Here is a 1,635-nt window from a genome sequence, read left to right on the forward strand (position 1 = left end):
CCAGCCTGTGTGAAAACACATCAATCGCCTAAACTCAATCAACGCACTGAGACCGGGTAACTCATGAAGCGATTCGTTGAAGGCGATGACCGCAAGCAGGTCGCACTACTTCCCGAATGTGTCGATGACTATATCGGGCAGGACAATCCGGTGAGAGTAATCGATGCCTTCGTCGATGAACTTGATCTGGCAGATCTCGGTTTCAACGGTTCCATTCCGGCGTTCACGGGACGGCCGTCTTACCATCCTGGCGTCATGCTGAAGATCTATATCTACGGCTATCTGAACCGGATACCGTCGAGCCGGAGACTTGAGCGCGAATGCCAACGCAATGTCGAGCTGATGTGGCTGACAGGAAGGCTCGCTCCGGACTTCAAGACGATCGCGGACTTCCGCCGTGACAGCGGCGCGGCGATCCGCAACGTATGTCGGCGTTTCGTCGAACTGTGTCGGGGGCTCAAGCTGCTATCCAGTGACATGGTGGCTATCGACGGTAGCAAGTTCAAGGCATCAAACACCCGCGACAGAAACTACACGCCGGGCAAGATCGACAAGCGCCAGAAGCAGATCGAGGAAAGCGTGCAGCGATATCTTGATCTGATTGAAACCGCAGACCGCACCAGTCCTACCGGGTTTGATGTAAAGACTGTCCGGCTGTACGAGAAGATCGCAGTGCTGCGCCAGCAGATGCGCGAGCTCAAGCAGATCAGCAAACAGCTGGGAAGGCAGCCGGACAGGCAGTTGTCAATGACAGATCCGGATGCACGCTCAATGGCGACAAGCGGGAGAGGTTCCGGCATAGTCGGCTACAACGTTCAGGCAGCAGTTGATACGAAACATCATCTGATCGTCGAGCACGAAGTAACCAACGTCGGCAACGATCACGGACAACTCAGCAAAATCGCGATAGCTGCGAAGCATGCGATGGGCAGATCAAGGCTGAAGGTGGTTGCGGACCGCGGATACTTTAGCGGGCCGGAGATAAGAGCATGCGATCTGAACGATATTAGTGCGTATGTTCCCAAACCGCTCACGTCGGCATCCCGGAAAAAAGGTCTGTTCACGAAGGCCGACTTTATCTACATAGCGAAAAGCGACACGTATCGATGCCCTGCAGGCGAGCGGGCGATTCATCGATTCACGACTGTTGAGCATGATATGAATCTGCGAGTCTACTGGCCCAGCGCGTGCCCGCGTTGCCATCTCAAGGAACGGTGTTCACCGTCTGACTATCGTCGAATCCGGCGATGGGAACACGAGAATACGCTGGAAATGATGCAGCGCCGGCTCGACAGGAAGCCGGACGCCATGACCATCCGCAGAAGTACCGTGGAGCATGTCTTCGGCACGCTCAAGCACTGGATGGGGCCAGCACACTTCCTGACCAGGACGCTCAGAAGGGTGAGTACGGAGATGAGCCTTCAGGTGTTGGCCTACAACCTCAAGCGGGTCATGAACATACTCGGTGTTCAGGGAACATTGAAGGCCATGAAGATGCTCGAAAGCTAAAGCCCTGAGGGGCTTTGTTGCGCGTGCGAGGCTTGATCGGTGCAATGCGTCTGCGTCGAACTAGATTGACCTGATTGGCAATCGCTCGCTTAGCGGTGAAAAACCCGTTTCCACACAGGCTGGACC

The 1,635-nt window shown here is 55.4% G+C and carries 1 protein-coding gene; it reads left to right on the forward strand.

The window, feature by feature from the left end; all coding sequences use genetic code 11:
* Nucleotides 1-63 precede the first annotated feature (63 nt).
* Nucleotides 64-1,509: an IS1182 family transposase gene (locus tag ABH945_RS36065; protein WP_429253883.1), complete on the forward strand. Its 1,446-nt coding sequence runs from the start codon at nt 64-66 to the stop codon at nt 1,507-1,509.
* Nucleotides 1,510-1,635: the final 126 nt, after the last annotated feature.

The organism is Paraburkholderia sp. GAS333, from assembly GCF_050435665.1.
In the GTDB taxonomy this organism is placed as follows: domain Bacteria; phylum Pseudomonadota; class Gammaproteobacteria; order Burkholderiales; family Burkholderiaceae; genus Paraburkholderia; species Paraburkholderia fungorum_A.